Below are 22,344 nucleotides of genomic sequence, written 5' to 3' on the forward strand. Positions count from 1 at the left end.
GTCCTTCCGCCGAAGAAACGGTTCGCATTCCATGACCGCCATCACCCGCGATGAGGTCGCGCACCTCGCACGGTTGTCGCGGCTGGCGCTCGACGAGAGCGAGCTCGACACGCTCGCCGCCCAGCTCGGTGACATCCTGACCGCCGTGGCCAAGGTGCAGGAGGTCGCCCAGGGCGACATCCCGCCCAGCTCGCACGCCCTGCCGCTGACCAACGTCTACCGCCCCGACGAGGCCAGGCCCGGCCTCGCCCACGACCAGGCACTGGCCGGTGCCCCGGCGGTGGAGGACCAGCGCTTCCGGGTTCCGCGGATCCTCGGGGAGGGTGAGTAGCGGTGAGCGACGTCATCAGCCTGACCGCCGCCGAACTCGGCGAGGCCATCCGGGAGGGACGGGTGACCTCCGAGGAGGCCACCACCGCCTACCTGGACCGGATCGAGTCCGTGGACGGTGAGATCAACGCCTTCCTGCACGTGCGCCGCGAGACCGCGCTGGAGCAGGCCCGCGCGGTGGACGCCCGCCGCGCCGCCGGTGAGGAACTCGGCCCGCTCGCCGGTGTCCCGGTCGCCCACAAGGACGTGTTCACCACCAAGGACATGCCCACCACCGCCGCCTCGAAGATCCTCGAGGGCTGGCAGCCGCCCTACGACGCCACCGTCACCGCGCGCCTGCGCGAGGCCGGGCTGGTCATCCTGGGCAAGACCAACATGGACGAGTTCGCCATGGGCTCCTCCACGGAGAACTCCGCCTACAAGGTCACCCGCAACCCGTGGGACACCGACCGCATCCCGGGCGGCTCCTCCGGCGGCTCCTCCGCGGCCGTGGCCGCGTTCGAGGCGCCCCTGGCCACCGGCACCGACACCGGCGGCTCCATCCGCCAGCCCGCCGCCGTGTGCGGCCTGGTCGGCGCCAAGCCCACCTACGGCGGCTCCTCCCGCTACGGGATGATCGCCTTCGCCTCCTCCCTGGACACCCCGGGCCCCTTCGCGCGCAACGTGCTCGACGCCGCCCTGCTCCACGAGGCCTTCTCCGGGCACGACCCGCGCGACTCCACCTCCATCGACGCACCGGTCCCGCCGGTCGTGGACGCCGCCCGCCTGGGCGACGTCGAGGGCCTGCGCGTGGGCGTGGTCAGCGAGCTGGACAGCGACGGCTTCCAGCCGGGCGTGCGCCAGCGCTTCCACGAGACGCTGGAGCTGCTGGAGTCCCTGGGCGCGAAGATCGTGGAGCTGTCCTGCCCGAGCTTCGACGCCGCCCTGTCGGCGTACTACCTCATCGCGCCCAGCGAGTGCTCGTCCAACCTCGCCCGCTTCGACGCCATGCGCTACGGCCTGCGGGTGGGCGACGACGGCACGCGCAGCGCCGAGGAGGTCATGTCGCTGACCCGGGCCCAGGGCTTCGGCCCCGAGGTCAAGCGCCGCATCATGCTGGGCACCTACGCCCTGTCGAGCGGCTACTACGACGCCTACTACGGCAGCGCCCAGCAGGTGCGCACGCTGATCAAGCGCGACTTCGACGCCGCGTTCGAGAACGTGGACGTGCTGGTCTCGCCGACGACACCGACCACGGCGTTCCCGATCGGCGAGCGCGCCGAGGACCCGATGGCCATGTACCTGGCCGACCTGTGCACGATCCCGTCCAACCTGGCCGGGAACGCGTCGCTGTCGGTGCCGTGCGGCCTGGCCCCGGAGGACGGCCTGCCCGTCGGCTTCCAGATCATGGCCCCGCCCCTGGCCGACGACCGCACCTACCGGGTCGCGGCCGCGGTCGAGCGCGCGCTGACCGAGCGCGACGGCGACCTGCTGGCCCGCAGCCCCTACGCGGTCGCCCGCTAGGAACCAGCGGCCGCGGCGGAGTCGTCGAGCGCCCGCCGTCCCCGCGAGGGACGGCGGGTGCTCCGTCCACAGGCCGGAACCGGGTCTGGTGCGGCGTCCGCGCGCGGCCCTAACGTGGATATCGGGGGGTCCCCAGGGGCTCCTGGCCTCGTGCTGCCCCGGCGGCACGGGACGGCGCAAAACCGAGGGCCCGCTCCGGAACTGCGCCGGAACGGGCCCTCGGTCACGACCGCTCCGCGGCGGCCGGAAGGGGACTAGCCCTCCAGGTCCTGGCTGCCCGCCGCCTTGCGCCTGCGGCTCAGGTAGAGGGCGCCGCCGCCCGCGCCGAGCGCGGCCACACCGGCGGCGACCAGACCGACGAGCGCGCCACCGGTCACCGGCAGGCTGGGCTCGTTCTGGTCGTCGGCGGGCTCGGACGGCTTGTCGACGGGCTCGGAGGGCTCGTCGCTCGGGGTCGGCTCCGGGCTCTCGGGCTCGCTCGGCTCCTCGGAGGGCTCCTCGCTCGGCTCCTCCGTGGGGGGCGGGGTCTCGCCGCCGCCGGTCCAGGAGACCGAGGCCGAGGCGGAGACGGTGACCTCGCTGTCCTGGGCGGTGATCAGGGTCTGGGTCGGCTGGTACTCCTCCTCGCCCTTGAACAGGCGGCCGGACCGCACGGTGGCCGTGGTCTCCAGGGAGAAGGAGGCGGTGCCCTCCGCCGCGCCCTCCGGAACGGCCAGGCCGACGGTGTCACCGTTGTTGACCGTGGTGACGGGCTGGCCGGTCTCCAGGTCGACCAGCTCGACCTCGACACCCTCGGGGGCCTGGACGCTGACCTCGATGCCGTCCGCGTCGCTGGTCTCGACGAGGAACTCGCCGATCGTCTCGCCCGCGCTGCCGGAGGCCTCGCCCGGGGTGATGCTCAGGGTCGGACCGGGCTCCTGCGGGAGGTCCTGGGCTTCCCCGACCAGGTAGTCATAGACCGCCCTGACGCCGTTCGGGTCGTTCGCGGTCACCTCGGCGCCGTTGCTGAAGTGCCAGATGGCGGCCTGGGTGGCGGCGATCGCCTCTTCATCACCGAAGTGGCGGGCGTTGCCCCGATTCAGCCCCGCGTTCTCGGCGAGCTGGGCGGCGCTGACGGTCGGGTAGCTGTTCTGGAGGATCCAGTGCACCTTGCCCGGCTCCGCGAAGTCGCCCCTGCCCGGGTAGTTCGCCCAGTCGTCCTCCAGGTACCAGGCGTTGTCCTTGATCCTGGTCTCAAGGTCGATGCAGTAGGCGGTGAGGGCGGTGCCGTTCTCCAACCGGAGGTCGAAGAGACTCGTGCTCTCCATCTCACCGTTGATCCGAACGTCCACGCCGGACGCGGCGGTGGCGGGGTACTGGGCGCGGACGGAGCCCTCGTAGGTCTCCACCGGGTCGGCGGAGGCCGGAGCGGCGAGCCCGAAGGCGAGGAGCGCGGCGGCGGAGGCGGCGAGAGTCGCGCGCCCGACGGAATGGGGGAGGGACACGTACGTCACGTCTTTTCCTGTGGGTGGTCTCAAGAGGAGCCAACCGGGTCTTTCACCGGGGCCGGAACGCCGGGCGGCGGACTGGTTGGTCCGATGGGAGTTCACAGAGAGGACGTCGAGCCCTCCTGCCGGGTTGTCCGCTTCCTGCGTGGAGGACATGAATTCCGGGAGAACGTGACGGGTTCGTTCCCGGAGGCCACGAGGCGTCCGTGCCCGAGGAACACCGGGGTCTCCCGTCCCCTCGGCCGGGTCCCGGACGCCGCCCCCGGTGGTCCGGGCCTCCCGTACCCCTGCGGCGGCCCCAACCACCGGGGCCGGCGCGCTTCCTCCGGCGTGCCCCCTCCGGGCGGGGCACGGACCCCGGCGGTACGGGTTCCGGCAGCACGCGTCCTGGCGACACGGGCCCCGGCCCCACATCCGCCAGGGCCCGCTACGAAGCGGCGGCCTGGGCGATGGACTGGGCGCGCCCCCGGACGTTCTGCCAGGCGATCCACTTGACCACGCGGTTGGCGACGGCCCGGTGCTTCAGGCCGTTGCGCCAGGACCAGCGCAGGCGCAGCCTGGAGCGCTCCCCCAGCGGTTCGATGAGGATCCGCAGCGCGCGTTCGCTGCCCTCCTGCGTCCAGGTGACCTCACGGCCGGGCACGCTGTGCGTGATCGACTCCCTGACCGCGTCCTCCGTGAGTCTGTTGGTCAGCTCCACGACGCCGTCCCCGAGCTGCCGCGACGAACCGGAGGCCGGATCCCACTCGCCCCGGCGCTCCGGGTCGCTGACCAGTTCCCACACCCGGCCGGCCGCCACGGGCACCTCGAGGTCGTAGTTCGTGTACTCCCACCCCTCGGGCGGCTGTTCGGCGGTGGCGTCGCCGTCCGCCGGGGACGGCTCCGGGGCCTGCGGACTCTCCGCCAACGCGCCGAGGTCGCGCCGGATCCGGTCGGTGTCCGCGCCCAGCCGGTCCAGGACCCGCCGCACCCGGCCGCCCTCGTCGTCGATCAGGGCCGTGAGCAGGGCCGCGTCACCCCCGGCCAGCGGGACGTCGTACTCGATCTCCTCCAGGCGGGGAGTGAACCGGAGCCATCCCTTCTCCTCCTCGTCGGACGGGACCGGCACGGTGACGTCGACGCCCAACAGGGCGAGGTCCTCGCGGAGGAGCCCGTCGATCGCCGCGCGCGCCTCCGCCAGGCCCACCCCGGAGTCCATGAGCAGGCGGGCCCCCGGTCCGCCGGTGACCAGCACTCCCAGGAACAGGTGCTCGAAGCCGACTTCGGTGCGGCCCGCGCGGGCGGCCTCGCGGCTCGCGGCCCCGGAGATCGCGATCCGGTCGAAGCCCCTGTTGAGGATGCTCCGTTTCGCCGACGGTTTCGTCATCGTTGTCCCCTCTTGGCTGCTTCGATGTGGCTCAACCGTTTCCCGTACTTCTTGTGGACGGCCTGACGGGTCACCCCGAGCGCGGCGGCGATGGAGCTCCATGACTCGCCCGACCGCAGCGCCTGTTCGACCTGCCGTAGCTCCAGAGAGTCGACCACCGCGCGCAGGGAGGCGACGGCGCGCAGCCCCTGCACGGGGGTCGAGGTGTCCGAGGCGGTGGCCGCCAGCTGTACCGCATCCATGGCGTCAACCTAGGTTGCGCGGCTACGGTTGTCAACCTAGGTTGCGCGGCTAAGGTTGTCAACCTAGGTTGCGCACTCTCGTGTTGTCAACCCGGGTTGCGCGCGTGCCGGAGCGCCCCCGCGCGACAGGCGGATTCGGTGCCCCGAACCCTTCCGGGGCCGTCCCGGGGCACGGCCGTCCGCCGTCCCCGCCGGGCAACGCGAAGGGCCCGTTTCCGTGGTCTCCCACGGAAACGGGCCCTCAGGCTCCACCGTCCTCGGACGGCGGGAGGGGTGTTAGCCCTCCAGGTCCTGGCTGTTGGCGGCCTTGCGCTTGCGGCTCAGGTAGATGGCGCCACCACCGGCGCCCAGGGCGGCCACACCGGCGGCGACCAGGCCAGCGAGCGCGCCACCGGTCACCGGCAGGGTCGGCTCGTTCTGGTCGTCGGCGGGCTCGGACGGCTTGTCGGCGGGCTCGGAGGGCTTGTCGCTCGGGGTCGGCTCCGGGCTCTCGGGCTCGCTGGGCTCGGGGGACTCCGGCTCGCTGGGCTCCGGGGACTCCGGCGGGGTCTCGCCGCCGCCCACGGTCCAGTCGGCCGAGGCGGACGCGGACACGCTGGTCTCGCCGCCCTCGGCGGTGATCAGGGTCTGGGTCGGCTGGGACTCCTCGTCCCCCTTGAACAGGCGGCCGGTCGCGACGGTCGCGCTGGCCTCCAGGGAGAAGCTGGCCTGGCCCGCCTCGGCGTCGGCCGGGACGGCGAAGCCGACGGTGTCACCGTTGCCGACCTCGGTGACGGTCTCGCCGGTCTCCAGGTCGACCAGCTGGACGCCCTCGGGGGCCTGGAGGTCCACCGGGATGGAGCTGGCGTTGGTCTGGATGAGGAACTCACCGACGGTCTCGCCGGCGGTGCCGGAGGCCGTGCCCGGCGTGATGCTCAGGGCCGGGGCGGGCTCGGCGGTCTGCGGCAGCTCCTCGGCGTTCTCGATCAGGTAGGTGTAGACCGTCCTGACAGCCTGGGAGTTGCCCTCGTCCTCGAGGTCCACGCCGTTGCTGAAGTGCCAGATCGCGGCCTGGGTGGCGCCCAGGGCGTCCCGCTGGCTCAGGCCCTCGACACCGGCGGCCGCGCCCAGCTCCTCGGCGCTCAGGGCCGGGTAGGCGTTCTGCAGGATCCAGTGGACCTTGGCGGGCGCGGCGAACTCGCCCTTGCCGGGGTAGTTGGCCCAGTCGTCCTCGTTGTAGAAGGCGCCGCCGCGGATCTGGGTCTCGAAGTCGATGCAGTAGGTCGTCAGGACCGTGCCGTCTTCGAGCTCCAGGTTGAAGAGGCGGGTGCCGATGGTTTCGCCGGTCATGCGGACGTCGGCGCCGTTCTCGGCGTTGCCGATGTACTTCCCGCGGACGGCACCATCGTAGGTCTCCGCGGGGTCCGCGGCCGCGGGGGCGGCCAGGCCGAAGGCCAGGAACGCGGCTGCGGTGGCCGCCAGGCCGGTACGGCCGACGGTGCGGGGGAGGGAGGAGATACTCAAATTGTGTCCCGGTGTGTTCTAGGGGTAACCGGATGGAAGGATGTCCGCCCAAAGGACGACGGGAACCGATGGGACGGACGGCGGTGGCCACGGTGCGACGGTCGCCGGAGGGAAAAACCGGTGCCGCCTGCTGCGTTCACCCGTTCCGGGGGGTCACCACGTCGGGGTCGGATCGTGGCGCCGTGTGGGGTGGGCGCGATCTTCCGGTGGGGCTCGCTGTGACGCGGGAGCCGGTCGCGCTTGCCGTGGGGGCCAACGCTCGCCTGATACTAGCGATCCCCTTCGCTACTTCCAAGCTGGTTCGCGGAAAATGTGACCGGATACGGGCAGGAAAAAATTCCTCGCAGGTAGATCCGCATTATGTCCAAAAGCTATGCAACGAAATCGGGACTTCCGCGTCCCCCAGCGCGGTCAGTCGCGTCGTTTACGTCCCACAACCAGGATGATCAGGCCGGATACCACCAGGGCCCCCGCGATCACCAGCAGCCCGGACAGCCAGGTTCCGGTGAGGGCCAGATCGTCCTCGGGGATTCGGTCCTCCGCTGTGGGAGATACCTCCTCGGCGGGAACCTCCTCCTCGACGGCCTCCTCGGTGGCGGGGGGCTCCTCCTCCGGCACGGGCTCCGGGCTCGCCGCGGCCACCGGCTCCTCGGTCTGCTCCGGGTGCCACGTGAACGTCGCGGTGGCCGAACTCGTCGCCGAACCCGCCTCCGCGGTCACCAGGGACCGGGTGCGCACGCCGTCCCTGCCGGTGAACAGGCGCCCCTGCGGCAGCGGGAAGTCCCGGCCGTGCAGGTGCAGGGTCGCCACGCCCGCCGGGACCGACGGGTCCACGTCCAGGAAGACCCGCTCGCCGTCGCCCAGCTGCGTGACCTGCTCCCCGTCCGCGTCGATCAGCCACGACGCCGGGGCGCCGCGCACCGACACCGACACCGGCTCCGCTCCGGAGCTGTGCACGGTCAACGGCCCCAGCGGCTCCTCGGGGGCGACCGCCTCCACGTGGGACGGCGACACCGCCAGGGACCGGGAGACGGTGTTGTCCGGCGCGGACGCGCTGCCCTCCACCAGGTGGTCGTACAGCGCCATGACGCCCGGGTCGTTGGCGCCGGGGTCCGGCCGCACCCCCTCCAGCACGTGCCACAGGGCGGCCTGGGTGCCCGCGATCGCCCGTGCCTCGTCCAACCGGGGCAGGTCGCTCCCCTCCAGTAGGGACTCCAGACCGACCGTCGGATAGGAATGGGAGACGATCCAGTCCGCCCGGTCGGCGGGATCCGTTTCCTGCGGGGTTTCGGTCCACTCCGGAACGTCCGACCACGCTGACTCCACGTAGGCCGCGTACGGGTGGACCTCCTCGTCCGCGGTCACCGTGTAGGCCCGGACCGAGGCGTGTTCGGCCACGCGCAGGCTGAACAGCGCCGTGTCGGCCTCCCGGCCGTCGGCGAGCACGAGCGGCGCGCCCTCGACGGGGTCGCGGTCCACACGTGAGAAGTCGTCGGCGCTGGCCGCCGGGGCGCCCAGCAGGGTGCCGATCAGGGCCGAGGTGGAAAGCAGCGCGGCGTACCGACGCAGGATGCCGGACATGCTCGTGCGCTCCCGTGAGAAGGCGGCGGCCGCAGTGCGGGGCCGCCGGCGAAATCGTCTTCCTGGGCCACCCAGACTAACGGTCCGGCACCCGGTGGCAGCGGACATTCCCCTGACAGCGTCCCAATCGTGTACTGGCCGTGATGTCCGGTGACCCGGCCGTGACTCCGCTGTCGGGCACCCCACTCCCGCGCGCTCGGTAGGCTGAGCTGGAAGGTATGTCGTCTACGGAAGCGGGTTTGCGGCGATGGCCCACGCGGTACGTCCCAGTTCTGCCACGAACAGCGGTCCTGCGCCGGTGGCCTACGAGCAGGCACTGGCCAGGTACGAGCCCGTGCTCGGCCTGGAGACCCACATCGAGCTGGGCACCGCCTCCAAGATGTTCTGCTCCTGCCCCACCGCGTTCGGCGCCGCCCCCAACACGCAGGTGTGCCCGGTCTGCCTGGCGCTGCCCGGCTCCCTGCCGGTCGTCAACGAGAAGGCGGTCGAGGGCGCCATCCGGCTGGGCCTGGCGCTGAACTGCTCCATCGCCCCCTGGGGCAGGTTCGCCCGGAAGAACTACTTCTATCCGGACATGCCGAAGAACTACCAGATCTCCCAGTACGACGAGCCGATCTGCGTCGACGGCCACCTCGACGTCACCGTCGACACCCCCGACGGCCCCCGCGTGTTCCGCGTGGACATCGAGCGGGTCCACATGGAGGAGGACACCGGCAAGACCTCCCACGTGGGCGGGGCCACCGGCCGCATCCACGGCGCCGACTACTCCATCGTCGACTACAACCGCGCGGGCATCCCGCTGCTGGAGATCGTGACCAGGCCCGTCACCGGCACCGGCGACCTGGCGCCCCTGGTGGCCCGCGCCTACGCCGCCGAGCTGCGCGACCTGGTCCGCTCCCTGGGCATCTCCGACGTGCGCATGGAGGAGGGCTCCATGCGCTGCGACGTCAACGTCTCCATCAACCCGCGCGGCGCCTCGGAGTGGGGCACCCGCAGCGAGACCAAGAACGTCAACTCGCTGCGCTCGGTCGAGCGGGCCGTGCGCTCGGAGATCGAGCGCCAGGCGGGTGTGCTCGACGCCGGGCAGAAGGTCGTGCAGGAGACCCGCCACTTCCAGGAGAACACCGGCCGCAGCATCTCCGGCCGCTCCAAGGAGGAGGCGCAGGACTACCGCTACTTCCCCGACCCCGACCTGGTGCCCGTCGCGCCCTCCGAGGAGTGGGTGGAGGAGCTGCGCGCCACCCTGCCGGAGCTGCCCGCCGCCAAGCGCGCCCGGATCCGCGCCGAGTGGGACCTCACCGACACCGAACTGCGCGACCTGGTCAACGCCGACGCCATCGACCTGGTCGCGGCGACCGTGGCCGAGGGCGCCCCGTCGGCCGAGGCCCGCAAGCTGTGGCTCAACGAGCTGTCGCGCCGCGCCACCGAGCAGGAGGTGGAGCTGGCCGCCCTGCCCATCACCCCGGCGCAGGTCGCGCGCGTCATCGCCCTGGTCGCCGAGGGCACGCTCACCAACAAGCTCGCCCGCCAGGTGGTGGAGGGCGTGCTGGCCGGTGAGGGCGAGCCCGACGCCGTGGTCGAGGCCCGCGGCCTCAAGGTGGTCAGCGACGACGGCGCCCTCGGCGCGGCCGTGGACGAGGCCATCGCCGCCAACCCCGACGCGGCCGACAAGGTGCGCGGCGGCAAGGTCGCCGCGGCCGGAGCCCTGGTGGGCGCAGTGATGAAGGCGACCCGGGGCCAGGCCGACGCGGGACGCGCCCGCGAGCTCATCCTGGCCAAACTCGGCGCGAGCTGATCCGTTACGGCGGCCTCCGTGCGGCACCGGGCCCGTGTGCCCGGTGCCCTCCGTCCGTCCCCCCCGCGGCGGACGGCCGTTCCGGGGAGGCCGTACTGTCTGTCACCCGGTTCGTCCCGTTCTGTCGGTGCCGGGTGGCACCCTGCATGGGCCGTGGGCTGCCGGGTAGGCGGGAGGGGCCCGGGACCCGCTTCCGGGAACCGCGCCGTGCCCGGAGAACGGGGGCGGATGCCCCGCGGGGCCGCGACGCGCCGGGGCGGGTACCGGAGGGGCGGGAGTCGGACATCACTGTGGGTGATGGTTCTGTCGTCATCTCTCATCCGGTCCTCAATCGCTGTGTGACCTTGGTTGCGTAGGGTTGCGACGCACGGGGACGTGTACGGTCCCCCGGGCCGTTCCGCCACCGGGCCCGTCCCAGTCCCGCGAGATCCTGGGCGGCAGACGCGGTGCCGGGTGCTGTGCCGCGCCCGGACTCGAACGACGCGAGGTGGGTGCTCCATGTCCGAGGAGAGAGCGTGACCGCGGCAGGACGCCGCGTCGACCGTGACGCGCCCGCTGGGAGGTCGGTGATGGGAACCCGGGCACGCCGCCTGTGGATCGTGGCCCTGGTGGCGCTGTTCCTGCTCTACCTGGTGGGGACCCTCGTCCCCTCGGCGCAGGACAGCGTGACCGCCGCGCTCGGCGAGTGGCCCACGTCCGTCGCGGCCGGGGCCGCCGGACTGTCGCTGCTCTACGCCTCGCGCCGCTGGGCGGCCACCGGCGCCGACCGGGACGCCCACGCCGACGGCGCGGACGGACCCTCCGCCCTGCGCCACCTCGGCTTCGCCGCGCTCGCCTGGTGCGCGGGTGGCGTCACTCACGGTCTGATCCGCCTGTTCAGCTCCGCCACGGCACTGTCGCTCACTCTGGGTGACCTCTTCGCCCTCGCGGCCCTGCCACTCTTCGTGATCGGTTTCACCAAGTTCGCGCCGTGGCCGGGCGGCCTGCGGACCGCCGTGCGCCACGTCACCGACAGCTACGTGTGCGCCGCCGCGGTCTTCTCCGTGGTCTGGCTGCTGCTGTTCTCCCCGCTCTACCAGGAACTCGGGGAGGGCGCCGGGTTCCTCGGCTTCGCCCTGGTCTACCCGGTCGCCGACATCGTCGTGCTGTGCCTGCTCGTGCCGCTGGTCTTCATGTCTCCGCACAGCACGCGGCGCGCGGTGCTGGTGGCCATCGGCGCCCTCATCGTCATCGCCGGGGCGGACATCCTCGGCGCGCTCACCCGCCTGACCGGCCCGCCCTTCCTCGGCGGGGTCGAACACCCGGTCAGGTTCCTGGGCTTCGCCCTGCTGGGGGCCCTGCCGTGGCTCGTGGAGCACCGGCCCGGCACCGACCCGCGCCGGATCACCGGCCGGGGGCTCTACCGGTTCGCGCCCGAACTCGCCGCGATCGGCGCCGTGTTCGCGGCCGCCGTGGTGCTGACCGTGGCGGGGGTCCGCCTGGTCGGGGTGGCGCCGGTGCTGCCACTGGCCGCGGGCACCGCGGTGGTGGTGCTCCTGGTGCGCATGGTGGGCATGCTGGAGGAGAACGCCACGCTCTCCCGGATGGTGCGCAACCGCGAGGTCCACTTCCACGAGCTGGCGCGCAACAGCGGCGACGTCATCCTCGTACTGGACCGCGACGGCGGCGTGAACTACGTCAGCCCGGGCACGGCCGAGGCCTTCGGCTACCGTCTCGACGACGTGCTCGCCGCCCCCGTCACCGCGCTCATCCACCCCGAGGACCTGGGGCGCACCAAGGCCGTCACCGACCTGTTCTCCGAGCGCGGCGCGCAGGGGGTGCACATGCGGCTGCGGGTGCGGGCGGCCGACGGGACCTGGCGGCACACCGAGTCCACCATGTCCCTGTACGAGCAGCCGGGTGAGCCCGACCGGCTGCTGGTGACCACCCGCGACATCAGCGCGCAGGTGGCGCTCCAGGACGAGGTGGAGCACCTGACGTTCCACGACGGTGTGACCGGCCTGCCCAACCGCGCCTACCTGGAGGAGCGGGCCAGCGACGTCCTGGCGCACCGGGTGATCAACGAGGAGCCCGCGGGCGAGGTCGCGGTGATCTTCCTGGACCTGGACGGGTTCACGGCGGTCAACGACTCCGCCGGGCACGTGCGCGGCGACCACCTGCTCGGCCAGGCGGCCCGCAGGCTGCGCGGCGAGGTGGACTCCGACGCTACCCTGGCGCGCTGGGGCGGCGACGAGTTCGCGGTGCTGGTCGAGAACGTGCCCCGGGTCCAGCGGGTGGTGGACCTGGCCGAGCGCCTGGGGAGGGTGATCGCCTCGGAGCCGTTCCCGGTCGCCGACCGGGACATCATGCTGACCGCCAGCATCGGCGTGGCCTTCGCCGAACAGGTCACCGACAGCGGCGAGCTGCTGCGCAACGCCGACGTGGCCATGACCCGCGCCAAGGAGCGAGGGGCGGGCCACGTGGAGGTGTACGCCGCGCACATGCACGACACGGTGGTCTCGCGCCTGGAGCTCCAGATCCGCCTGCGCGAGGCGCTGGCCAAGGACGAGTTCTTCCTGGAGTACCAGCCCGTCGTGGACCTGGGCAGCTCCCAGGTGACCTCGGTGGAGGCGCTGGTGCGCTGGGACCGCGACGGCGAGAGGGTCGGCCCGGAGGACTTCATCGGCGCGGCCGAGGAGTCGGGCCTGATCGTGCCGCTCGGCGAGCGGATCCTGCGCGAGGCCTGCGAGAAGGTCGCGGTGTGGCGGCTCTCGGACTGGGACATCGGCCTGTCGGTGAACCTGTCGGTCAAGCAGGTGCTGTCGCCGCGCTTCGTGGAGTCGGTGGCGGGGATCCTCGCCGAGTCGGGGCTTCCGGCCGAGGTGCTGACCCTGGAGGTGGACGAGGAGGTCCTGCTCGACGACGGCGGGGAGGCCGTGCAGCGCCTGGGCGAGCTGCGCGAGCTGGGCGTGCGGCTGGCCATCGACGACTACGGGATGGGCTACGCGTCCCTGGCGCACCTGCGCAGGTTGAGCGTGGACGCGATCAAGATCGACCCGTCGTTCGTGGCGGACCTGGGCCGCGACGACACGGTCACGCTGCTCACGCACACGATCATCCAGCTGGGGCGCGACCTGGGGGTGCAGGTCGTGGCCGAGGGCATCGAGCGCTCCGAGCAGCTGGAGCAGCTGCGCGCCATGGGCTGCGACCACGGCCAGGGGTTCCTGGTGGCCCGGCCCATGCCCGCGAGCGGTGTGGAGTCGCTCGTCGGCGGCGAGGCCGGGGTCAGCCTCTGACCGGACGGAACGCCGCCCGCGGCCCTGTCCGCGGCCGCCCCAGGCTCCCCGGAGGAGACCATGGCCGCGCGGCCGCGGGTTCCGGGCCGGACCGGTCGGCCGTCCTTCCGGGAGGGCGGATCGGGGGAACCCCCGGCCGCCGCCCGTGCGGTGTGCGTCACACGAAACCGGGGTGGCTTGTCAGCATTCGCCCAGTTCGTAGGGGTTGTCACGTCATCGGGCGAGGCCGCATGCTGACATTGACGTCTCAATATATGAGACAATATGTCGTTCTGGTTGACGGGCGCCCTCTCCGTCGGCCAATGTGGTCAGCATGCAGAGCAACTCCCTGATTCTCGTACTTGGTCGGCGCGCAGCCCGCTGAGTTTCCTCTGCTGCGCGCCACCCCTCAACCGCCGTCGGCGGTGGGGGTTTTTTTATTGCCAGGCCCAGAGTCAGACCCACCAGGCCAGAGCCCCCGTGCCGCTCTGACCCTCGCTGAAGGATCTTGAGATGACCGAGCAGATGACCGGCGCCCAATCGCTGATCAGGTCGCTGGAACAGGTCGGCGTTGACACTGTCTTCGGGATTCCCGGCGGCGCCATCCTCCCGGCCTACGACCCGCTCTACGACTCGGCCAAGGTGCGCCACATCCTCATGCGCCACGAGCAGGGGGCCGGTCACGCCGCCGAGGGCTACGCCTACGCCACCGGCCGTCCGGGGGTGTGCATGGCCACCAGCGGGCCCGGCGCCACCAACCTGGTCACCCCGCTCGCCGACGCGCACATGGACTCGGTCCCGATGGTCGCCATCACCGGCCAGGTCGCCTCCCCGATGATCGGCACCGACGCCTTCCAGGAAGCCGACATCTGCGGCATCACCATGCCGATCACCAAGCACAACTTCCTGGTCAAGGACGTGCGGGAGATCCCGCGGATCGTCGCCGAGGCCTTCCACATCGCCTCCAGCGGACGCCCCGGCCCCGTCCTGGTCGACATCTCCAAGGACGCCCTGCAGAACTCCGCCGAGTTCGTCTGGCCCGAGCGCCTCGAACTGCCCGGCTACCGCCCGGTCACCAAGCCGCACGGCAAGCAGGTCCGCGAGGCCGCCCGCATGATCGCCGAGGCCCGGCGCCCGGTGTTCTACGTCGGCGGCGGCGTCCTGCGCGCCGGCGCCTCCGCCGAGCTGCGCGTCCTGGCCGAGCTCACCGGCGCCCCCGTCGTCTCCACCCTGATGGCCCGCGGCGTCTTCCCCGACAGCCACCCGCAGTCGGTGGGCATGCCCGGCATGCACGGCGACGTCGCCGCCGTCGGCGCCCTCCAGAAGGCCGACCTCATCGTCGCCCTGGGCGCGCGCTTCGACGACCGCGTCACCGGGCGCCTGGACAGCTTCGCCCCCGACGCCAAGATCGTCCACGCCGACATCGACCCGGCCGAGATCTCCAAGAACCGCCACGCCGACGTGCCCATCGTCGGCGACTGCCGCGAGGTCCTCGCCGACCTGGTCGTGGCCGTGCGCGCCGACCAGGAGAAGGGCCGCCAGGGCGATTACGAGGCCTGGTGGCAGCAGCTCAACCGCCTGCGCAACACCTACCCCAAGGGTTACGAGGCGCCCGAGGACGGCAGCCTGTCCCCGCAGGCCGTCATCGAGCGCCTGGGCAAGGTCGTCGGCCCGGAGGCCACCTACGTCGCGGGCGTGGGCCAGCACCAGATGTGGGCCGCCCAGTTCATCGACTACGAGCGCCCCGGCTCCTTCGTCAACTCCGGCGGCCTGGGCACCATGGGCTTCTCCGTCCCCGCCGCGCTCGGCGCCAAGGTCGGCGACCCCGACCGGACCGTGTGGTCGGTCGACGGCGACGGCTGCTTCCAGATGACCAACCAGGAACTGGCCACCTGCGCGATCGAGGGCATCCCGGTCAAGGTCGCCGTGGTCAACAACGGCAACCTGGGCATGGTCCGCCAGTGGCAGACCCTGTTCTACGAGGGCCGCTACTCCAACACCGACCTCCAGACCTCCCCGCGCGACGAGAAGGTCCGCATCCCCGACTTCGTCCGCCTCGCGGAGGCGTACGGTTGTGTCGGCCTGCGCTGCGAGCGAGCCGAGGACATCGACGCCACCATCGAGAAGGCCATGGCGATCGACGACGCCCCCGTCGTCGTGGACTTCACCGTCAACCACGACGCCATGGTCTGGCCGATGGTCGGCCCCGGCGTCAGCAACGACAACATCCAGTACGCGCGCGACATGGCGCCGAACTGGGAACACGAGGACTAAGAGGAACAGGCGGAACCACCATGAGCAGTCACACGCTTTCCGTTCTGGTGGAGGACACCCCGGGTATCCTCGCCCGCGCCTCCGCCCTCTTCTCCCGTCGAGGCTTCAACATCGACTCGCTCAGTGTGAGCAACACCGAGTACCCAGGACTGTCCCGGATGACAATCGTGGTCAACTGCGACCTCCACCCCTTGGAGCAGGTGACCAAACAGCTCAACAAGCTGGTCAACGTCGTCAAGATCGTGGAGATGGACACCACCGCGTCGGTCCGACGCGAGCTCCTGCTCGTCAAGGTCAAGGCCGACGCGTCCAGCCGCACCCACGTGCTACAGACGGCCGAGCTGTTCCGCGCGCACGTCGTGGACGTCAGCCCGGACGTCGTCGTCATCGAGGCCACCGGCGACCCCGAGAAGCTCGATGCCCTGGTCAGGAACCTGGAGCCGTTCGGCATCCGGGAACTCGTCAAATCAGGGCTGGTCGCCCTGGGACGCGGACCCCGGTCGATCACCGACCGATCCCTCCGCACGGTCGAGCGCAGCGCGTAGCGGTGACCTTCGGTTCACCGCTCCCGCTGGTGGACCCGGGGCCCGGGCGCACGGACCCCACCGCGTCCCACACGAAACCGAGAAACAAGGAGCAACCCCAAGTGGCAGCACAGATGTACTACGACGACGCCGCGGACCTCTCGCTCATCCAGAGCAAGAAGGTCGCCGTGATCGGCTACGGCAGCCAGGGCCACGCGCACGCGCTGTCGCTGCGCGACTCGGGCGTGGACGTGCGGATCGGCCTCGCCGAGGGGTCCAAGAGCCGGGCCAAGGCCGAGGAGGAGGGCCTGCGCGTCCTCACCCCCGCGGAGGCCACCCGCGAGGCCGACGTCATCATGATCCTGGTCCCCGACCACATCCACCGGGACCTGTACGCGGCCGAGATCGCGCCGAACCTGGAGGCGGGCAACGCCCTCTTCTTCGGCCACGGCTTCAGCATCCGCTACGGCCTCATCACCCCGCCCGAGGGCGTGGACGTGGCCATGGTCGCCCCCAAGGGCCCGGGCCACCTGGTCCGCCGCCAGTACGAGGCCGGGCGCGGCGTGCCCTGCCTGGTCGCGGTCGAGAAGGACGCCAGCGGGCAGGCATGGGACCTGGCGCTGTCCTGGGCCAAGGGCATCGGCGGCACCAAGGCCGGCGTCATCAAGACCACGTTCACCGAGGAGACCGAGACCGACCTGTTCGGTGAGCAGGCCGTCCTCTGCGGCGGCACCGAGGAGTTGGTCAAGGCCGGTTTCGCCACCCTGGTCGAGGCGGGCTACCAGCCGGAGATCGCCTACTTCGAGTGCCTGCACGAGCTCAAGCTCATCGTGGACCTCATGTACGAGGGCGGCATCTCCAAGATGAACTGGTCGGTCTCGGACAACGCCGAGTACGGCGGCTACACCCGCGGCCCGCGCCTGATCACCGAGCAGACCCGCCAGGAGATGCGCAAGATCCTCGGCGAGATCCAGGACGGCTCCTACGCCAAGGAGCTCATGGAGGAGTTCGACGCCGGGCAGCCGACCTTCACCAAGCGCCGCGAGGCCGAGCAGAACGAGCAGATCGAGAAGGTGGGCGCCGAGCTGCGCCCGCTGATGAGCTGGCTCAAGGCCTAGGCAGTGCCTTTTGGGGGCTCCGCTCCGCTTCGCCCCGTGCTCGGGACCCGGTGAACCACGGGGACGGGCGGCCCTTGGCCACCCGTCCCCGTCGGGCTTCCCTACCTCGCCGGTAGACTTCCGACCAGCCGTCACCCCCGATCCGGGCAGCGCCCACCACCTGCGCGGTCGGGCCGCACCACCCGAAAAGGAACCGTTGTGCCCAAACCCGCCGTACTCGTAGCGGAAAAGCTCTCGCCCGCCGGAATCGCGCTGCTCGAGGAGGACTTCGAGGTACGCCACGTCGACGGCGCCGACCGGTCCCAGCTCCTGCCCGCCCTCGCCGACGTCGACGCCCTCATCGTGCGCAGCGCGACGCAGGTGGACGCCGAGGCGATCGCCGCCGCCTCCCGTCTCCAGGTGGTGGCCCGGGCCGGTGTCGGTCTGGACAACGTGGACGTGGAGGCCGCCACCAAGGCCGGCGTCCTGGTGGTCAACGCGCCCACCTCCAACATCATCAGCGCCGCCGAGCAGGCCATCAACCTGCTGCTGGCCAGCGCGCGCAACACCGCTCCGGCGCACAACGCCCTGGTCAACGGCGAGTGGAAGCGCTCCAAGTACACCGGCGTCGAGCTCTACGAGAAGACCGTCGGCATCGTCGGCCTCGGCCGCATCGGAGCCCTGGTCGCGCAGCGCCTGTCGGCCTTCGGCACCCAGGTCATCGCCTACGACCCCTTCGTGCAGCCCGCCCGCGCGGCCCAGATCGGCGTGGAGATGACCACGCTCGACGAGCTGCTGGAGCGCTCGGACTTCATCACCATCCACCTGCCCAAGAACAAGGACACGCTGGGCCTGATCGGTGACGAGGCCCTGAGCAAGGTCAAGCCCACCGTGCGCGTCATCAACGCCGCGCGCGGCGGCATCCTGGACGAGGACGCGCTCTACCGGGCCCTCAAGGACGGCCGCGTGGCGGGCGCGGGCATCGACGTGTTCGCGAAGGAGCCGTGCACCGACAGCCCCCTCTTCGAGTTCGAGAACGTGGTCGTGGCCCCCCACCTGGGCGCCAGCACCGCCGAGGCCCAGGAGAAGGCGGGCACCCAGGTCGCCCGCTCGGTCAAGCTGGCCCTCTCCGGCGAGTTCGTCCCCGACGCCGTGAACGTGCAGGGCACCGGCGTGGCCGAGGACGTCAAGCCGGGTCTGCCGCTGACCGAGAAGCTCGGCCGCGTGTTCACCTCCCTCGCGGGCACCATCGCCAGCCGCATCGACGTCGAGGTGCGCGGTGAGATCGCCTCGCACGACGTCAAGGTGCTGGAGCTGGCCGCCCTCAAGGGCGTGTTCGCCGACGTGGTCGAGGACACCGTGACCTTCGTCAACGCCCCGCTGCTCGCCAAGGAGCGCGGCGTCGAGGTCAACCTGGTCACCAGCGACGACAACACCGACTGGCGCAACCTCATCACGGTCCGCGGCGTGCTCGCCGACGGTACCCGCGTGTCGGCCTCGGGCACCCTGACCGGTCCCCGCCAGGTCGAGAAGCTGGTGGAGATCAACAACTACACCATGGAGATCGGCCTGGCCGAGCACATGGTGTTCCTGTCCTACGAGGACCGTCCCGGCGTGGTCGGCACGGTCGGCGCCCTGCTGGGCGACGCCGGTGTCAACATCGCGGGCATGCAGGTCATCCGGGACCAGGAGGGCGGCAAGGCGCTGATCGCGCTCACCGTGGACTCCGCGGTGCCCGACGAGACCCTCGCCTCGATCTCCGCCGAGATCGACGCCGACATCAGCCGCCAGGTCGACCTGGAGGACTAGGGAACCGGGAGTTCCCTCCGGGTGGTCGCGGCAGGGGGCCGCACCGCATCCGGCGCCCGCGGGCGCCGGATGCGGTGCGGCCCCTCGTTCTGTCCGGGGTCCGCACGGCGCGGTGAATTGTGCGGCCTTCGCGGCTCTTCTCCGCTTCTGTGTGGTTGCGGCCTAAGCCCGAGGCGCGTCGCGTCCGCGCCCTGACCGGCGATGACAACAGGGCGTCTCGTATGGTGAGAAACCCTGGCCATATAGTTGGACATCCGATATTCTGAGGTCCTAGGAGTCAGCGGCACCGGTTCCACAGCCGGAGGCCGCCGCCCGGCGCCGCGAGCGCCCCCACCGGGGCCCGTGCGGGCGTTCCACGGCAGTCGATCCCGCCCGGAGGGCTCCTCGTCCCCGTGGACACCGTCGCCCACGTTCCGCGCTCCGCCGCCGTTCGGCGCGATCCGCCCCGAACCCCGGTCCCGTAGTGCACCTCGTCGCAGAGCATTCCCTGGCCGCGCCGTTCCCGGCTCCGGTCACGCAACGCATCCGGAGGATCGCATGTACGACATGATCGAGTACCCGTCCGCGCCCGACTCCCAGGACGAGATCAACCGCGCCCTGCAGGACGCCCTCAACCGGCGGGCCTGAGGCTCCGGCGGCGGAGACGGCCGCGCGACCCCCGGCCGGAGGCGTCCGCACTCCGCCGGGGCGGTAGGGTTGTCTCATTCAGTGTTCATCCTGGTCTCACCATATGAGAAGCGGCCGGTGGGGCCGTGTCGAAGCAGAGGCAGTCCGTATGGCAGCGCGCACCGTGAAACTGGCGGTCATTCCCGGCGACGGGATCGGTCCCGAGGTCATCGCCGAAGGGCTCAAGGTGCTGGAGGTCGCGGCCTCCCAGCACGACCTCGCCGTGGAGACCACCGAGTACGAGCTGGGCGCCAGGCTCTGGCACCGCACCGGTGAGACCCTGCCCGACTCGGTCGAGGCCGAACTCGCCGGGCACGAGGCCATCTACCTCGGCGCAGTCGGCGACCCGTCGGTCCCCAGCGGCGTCCTGGAGCGCGGCCTGCTCCTGCGCCTGCGCTTCGACTTCGACCACTACGTCAACCTGCGCCCCGTCCGCCTCTACCCGGGGGTGGACAGCCCGCTCGCGGGCGTGGGCCCCGAGGACATCGACATGCTGGTGGTCCGCGAGGGCACCGAGGGCCCCTACGCGGGCGCCGGGGGCGTCCTGCGCAAGGGCACCCCGCACGAGATCGCCACCCAGGACAGCGTCAACACCCGCTTCGGGGTGGAGCGCGTCGTGCGCTACGCCTTCGACAAGGCCGCCTCCCGCCCCCGCCGCAAGCTCACCCTGGTCCACAAGGACAACGTCCTGACCTTCGCCGGCGAGCTGTGGCAGCGCGTGGTCCGGGAGGTCGGCGCCGAGTACCCGCAGGTCTCCGTGGACTACTGCCACGTCGACGCCGCGTCGATGTTCTTCGTCAACCAGCCCGCCCGCTTCGACGTGGTGGTCACCGACAACCTCTTCGGCGACATCATCACCGACATCGGCGCCGCCATCACCGGCGGTATCGGGCTGGCCGCCAGCGGCAACATCAACCCGGACAACACCTTCCCCAGCATGTTCGAACCCGTTCACGGCTCCGCGCCCGACATCGCGGGCCAGGGCAAGGCCGACCCCACCGCCACGGTGCTCTCGGCCGCGACCATGCTGGAGCACCTCGGAGTGCCCGAGGCGGCCCGCCGGATCGAGGCCGCGGTCGCCACGGACCTCAAGACCCGTGCCCAGAACGGCGCGGTCCGCTCCACCTCCCAGATCGGCGACGACCTCGCCGCGCGAGTAGCCGAGCAGGGCTGACGCACACGCCGGAAGCCCTGCCCTCCCTCCCTGCGGCGCGGCTGACGGCCTGGTCCACCCTCACCGTCGACGGGCGCGCCCGGGTTCCCGAGCGCGCCCGTCGCCGTGTCCGCGTGCGGCTCCGCTCCCCGAGCGGTGCCGCCCTCGCGTGCATCACTCCTGCTCTGGCACCGGGTGCGCTCTTCAGACAGACTAGATCCCAGGCCGGCGATGCTGCCGGCCTGATGCACCCGAGAGGACCACCGACACCATGAACAACGACACCACCACAAGCGGGTTGACGTTCGACATCCAGCTCTCCGACAGGCGGAAGACCCCGCAGGAACGAGAGGCGCTGCTGGAGAGTCCCGGGTTCGGCAAGGTGTTCACCGACCACATGGTGAGCATCCACTACACCGAGGGGAAGGGGTGGCACGACGCTAAGCTGGAGCCGTACGGCCCGCTGAGCCTGGACCCGGCCACCGCCGCCCTCCACTACGCCCAGGAGATCTTCGAGGGCCTCAAGGCCTACCGGCACCCCGACGGCTCGCTCGCCTCCTTCCGCCCCGAGTCCAACGCGGCCCGCTTCAACCGCAGCGCGGCGCGCATGGCGATGCCCGAGCTCCCCGAGGAGCTCTTCCTGAAGTCCATCGAACTCCTCCTGGAGCACGACGGCGACTGGGTGCCGACCAAGGAGGACTTCAGCCTGTACCTGCGCCCGTTCATGGTCGCCACCGACGTCGGCCTGGGCGTCAACCACCCGTCCCGCTCCTACGTCTACCTGCTGATCGCCTCGCCGGTCGGCTCCTACTTCTCGGGCGGCGTCCAGCCGGTGACGGTGTGGCTGTCCAGGGACTACACGCGCGCCGCGCCGGGCGGCACGGGCGCGGCCAAGTTCGCGGGCAACTACGCGGCGAGCTTCCTCGCCCAGGCGCAGGCGGTGGAGCAGGGCTGCGACCAGGTGGTCTGGCTCGACGCCCGCGAGCACCGCTGGGTCGAGGAGATGGGCGGCATGAACCTGTGGTTCGTGTTCGGCTCGGGTGAGAACGCGCGTCTGCGCACGCCCCCGCTGACCGGGACCCTGCTGCCGGGCATCACCCGCGAGTCGCTGCTGACCCTGGCCCCCGACCTCGGCATCCCGGCCGAGGAGGCGCCCATCTCCACCGACGAGTGGCGTGAGGCGGCCGAGTCCGGCGAGCTCACCGAGGTGTTCGCCTGCGGCACCGCGGCCGTCATCACCCCCGTCGGCCGGGTCAAGGGCGACGACGGCGAGTTCACCGTCGGCGACGGCACCCCGGGCCCGGTCACCATGCGCCTGCGCGAGGAGCTGGTGGGCATCCAGACGGGTCTGCGCGCCGACAAGCACGACTGGATCACCCGGTTCTGACACGTCCCCGGCGGGCCGTCCTCCCCCGGGCGGCCCGCCCCGGTTCTCCCCTCCCCCTCCTCCGGGAGCCTCCGTGCCCGGCGTCCGAAGCGGCCGACGCCGACGGGGCCGCCGCTGTCGGACCCTCCACCGGGGAGGCGGGACCGCCGCGTGCCCCTGCCCGTGGCCGCGGACGGATCCGGGGAGGAAGGTCGCCCCTTCCCCCGGTGACGTCGGTCACCGCCGCGCGTCGACCCGCCCGATCCGGGGGCGTGCCCCCGGGCGGTTCACGAGGGGCGACGGTGCTCCCGGGCGCCTTCGGCGGGGTGTCGGGTATGTCCGGTACGAGAAACCGACGTCTCGCATGGTGGGACAATCCGCCGTTGAGCACCGA

At 71.7% G+C, this 22,344-nt stretch carries 15 protein-coding genes; 10 read left to right on the top strand and 5 right to left on the bottom strand.

The window, feature by feature from the left end:
• Positions 1 to 31: 31 nt before the first annotated feature.
• Together gatC and gatA are read left to right on the top strand one after the other, a co-directional pair.
• Positions 32 to 331 carry an Asp-tRNA(Asn)/Glu-tRNA(Gln) amidotransferase subunit GatC gene (gatC, locus tag UIS43_RS22380; protein ID WP_013151219.1) on the top strand — a complete coding sequence of 100 codons (300 nt, stop codon included), beginning with the start codon at positions 32 to 34 and terminating at the stop codon, positions 329 to 331.
• Between the two features lie 2 nt (positions 332 to 333).
• Positions 334 to 1,833, top strand: coding sequence for an Asp-tRNA(Asn)/Glu-tRNA(Gln) amidotransferase subunit GatA (gene gatA / locus UIS43_RS22385; RefSeq protein WP_013151220.1), 1,500 nt, complete (start codon positions 334 to 336; stop codon positions 1,831 to 1,833).
• Positions 1,834 to 2,087: 254 nt separating this feature from the next.
• Here the strand turns inward: gatA and UIS43_RS22390 are convergent, their stop codons facing one another.
• The 5 genes from UIS43_RS22390 to UIS43_RS22410 form a co-directional block, all read right to left on the bottom strand.
• Positions 2,088 to 3,326, bottom strand: a complete 1,239-nt coding sequence (locus UIS43_RS22390) for a thioester domain-containing protein (RefSeq protein WP_013151221.1) — start codon at positions 3,324 to 3,326, stop codon at positions 2,088 to 2,090.
• A 421-nt stretch (positions 3,327 to 3,747) separates the two neighbouring features.
• Entirely contained in the window at positions 3,748 to 4,686 is a 939-nt protein-coding gene (locus UIS43_RS22395) for a Clp protease N-terminal domain-containing protein (protein ID WP_370011605.1), read from the bottom strand.
• On the bottom strand, positions 4,683 to 4,928 hold the full coding sequence (locus UIS43_RS22400) for a hypothetical protein (protein ID WP_013151223.1): 246 nt from the start codon (positions 4,926 to 4,928) through the stop codon (positions 4,683 to 4,685). The genes UIS43_RS22395 and UIS43_RS22400 overlap by 4 nt, the downstream gene beginning before the upstream one ends.
• A gap of 276 nt (positions 4,929 to 5,204) precedes the next feature.
• Positions 5,205 to 6,431: a thioester domain-containing protein gene (locus UIS43_RS22405; protein ID WP_013151224.1), complete on the bottom strand. Its 1,227-nt coding sequence runs from the start codon at positions 6,429 to 6,431 to the stop codon at positions 5,205 to 5,207.
• Between the two features lie 411 nt (positions 6,432 to 6,842).
• The gene (locus tag UIS43_RS22410; protein ID WP_071621298.1) at positions 6,843 to 8,012 is read right to left on the bottom strand and encodes a thioester domain-containing protein; all 1,170 of its coding nucleotides are present in this window, start codon (positions 8,010 to 8,012) and stop codon (positions 6,843 to 6,845) included.
• Between the two features lie 298 nt (positions 8,013 to 8,310).
• Between UIS43_RS22410 and gatB the strand changes: the two genes are divergently transcribed.
• The 8 genes from gatB (at position 8,311) to UIS43_RS22450 (ending at position 21,971) form a co-directional block, all read left to right on the top strand.
• Complete coding sequence (gatB, locus tag UIS43_RS22415; protein ID WP_013151226.1) at positions 8,311 to 9,807, top strand: Asp-tRNA(Asn)/Glu-tRNA(Gln) amidotransferase subunit GatB; 1,497 nt, start codon at positions 8,311 to 8,313, stop codon at positions 9,805 to 9,807.
• A 569-nt stretch (positions 9,808 to 10,376) separates the two neighbouring features.
• Positions 10,377 to 13,082, top strand: coding sequence for a bifunctional diguanylate cyclase/phosphodiesterase (locus UIS43_RS22420; RefSeq protein WP_013151227.1), 2,706 nt, complete (start codon positions 10,377 to 10,379; stop codon positions 13,080 to 13,082).
• Between the two features lie 492 nt (positions 13,083 to 13,574).
• On the top strand, positions 13,575 to 15,335 hold the full coding sequence (locus UIS43_RS22425) for an acetolactate synthase large subunit (protein WP_013151228.1): 1,761 nt from the start codon (positions 13,575 to 13,577) through the stop codon (positions 15,333 to 15,335).
• 20 nt (positions 15,336 to 15,355) lie between these two features.
• Positions 15,356 to 15,880: an acetolactate synthase small subunit gene (gene ilvN / locus UIS43_RS22430; protein ID WP_013151229.1), complete on the top strand. Its 525-nt coding sequence runs from the start codon at positions 15,356 to 15,358 to the stop codon at positions 15,878 to 15,880.
• Positions 15,881 to 15,981: 101 nt separating this feature from the next.
• Positions 15,982 to 16,977 (top strand): ketol-acid reductoisomerase, encoded by a 996-nt coding sequence (gene ilvC / locus UIS43_RS22435; protein ID WP_013151230.1) that lies wholly within the window; start codon positions 15,982 to 15,984, stop codon positions 16,975 to 16,977.
• Between the two features lie 198 nt (positions 16,978 to 17,175).
• Complete coding sequence (gene serA / locus UIS43_RS22440; RefSeq protein ID WP_013151231.1) at positions 17,176 to 18,765, top strand: phosphoglycerate dehydrogenase; 1,590 nt, start codon at positions 17,176 to 17,178, stop codon at positions 18,763 to 18,765.
• A gap of 775 nt (positions 18,766 to 19,540) precedes the next feature.
• The gene (locus tag UIS43_RS22445) at positions 19,541 to 20,605 is read left to right on the top strand and encodes a 3-isopropylmalate dehydrogenase (protein WP_013151232.1); all 1,065 of its coding nucleotides are present in this window, start codon (positions 19,541 to 19,543) and stop codon (positions 20,603 to 20,605) included.
• A gap of 250 nt (positions 20,606 to 20,855) precedes the next feature.
• Positions 20,856 to 21,971, top strand: coding sequence for a branched-chain amino acid aminotransferase (locus UIS43_RS22450; RefSeq protein WP_013151233.1), 1,116 nt, complete (start codon positions 20,856 to 20,858; stop codon positions 21,969 to 21,971).
• Positions 21,972 to 22,344 lie beyond the last annotated feature (373 nt).

Origin of the sequence: Nocardiopsis sp. LDBS0036 (genome assembly GCF_041228755.1) — a bacterium.
Classification (GTDB): domain Bacteria; phylum Actinomycetota; class Actinomycetes; order Streptosporangiales; family Streptosporangiaceae; genus Nocardiopsis; species Nocardiopsis dassonvillei.